Consider the following 423-nt stretch of genomic DNA (forward strand, 5'->3'; position numbering starts at 1 on the left):
TCTATATGGTATGATTGGAAATTTAATTTTCCGGAAAATAAATATTTAAAAGTTTAAAATAACTTGAAAGATACATATAAAAGGAGTTTACTCATGAAAAGTTTAGAAAAAGGATTTAGACATTTATCTCGAGAGGATAAATTAAAGCAATTAGTCGAGTATGGATGGCTCAATACTGATAATTATGATTCATTACTTAGTCATCCTCTTATTAATGAAGAAGTGGCAAATAGTTTGATTGAGAATGTAATTGGTCAAGGCACTCTACCAGTTGGACTATTACCTAAAATTATTGTTGATGATAAAGAATATGTGGTGCCAATGATGGTTGAAGAGCCTTCAGTAGTGGCTGCCGCAAGTTATGGAGCGAAACTTGTTAACCAAAGTGGTGGCTTTAAAACAATCTCAAGTCAAAGATTAATG

Annotated in this window: 1 pseudogene; it reads left to right on the forward strand. The window is 31.7% G+C overall.

From position 1 onward, the window contains the following. Positions 1-93 precede the first annotated feature (93 nt). Positions 94-423, forward strand: a pseudogene (locus HZY83_RS07960) (hydroxymethylglutaryl-CoA reductase, degradative); the annotation flags it as partial.

Source organism: Gemella sp. GH3, assembly GCF_013415425.1.
Lineage (GTDB): Bacteria > Bacillota > Bacilli > Staphylococcales > Gemellaceae > Gemelliphila.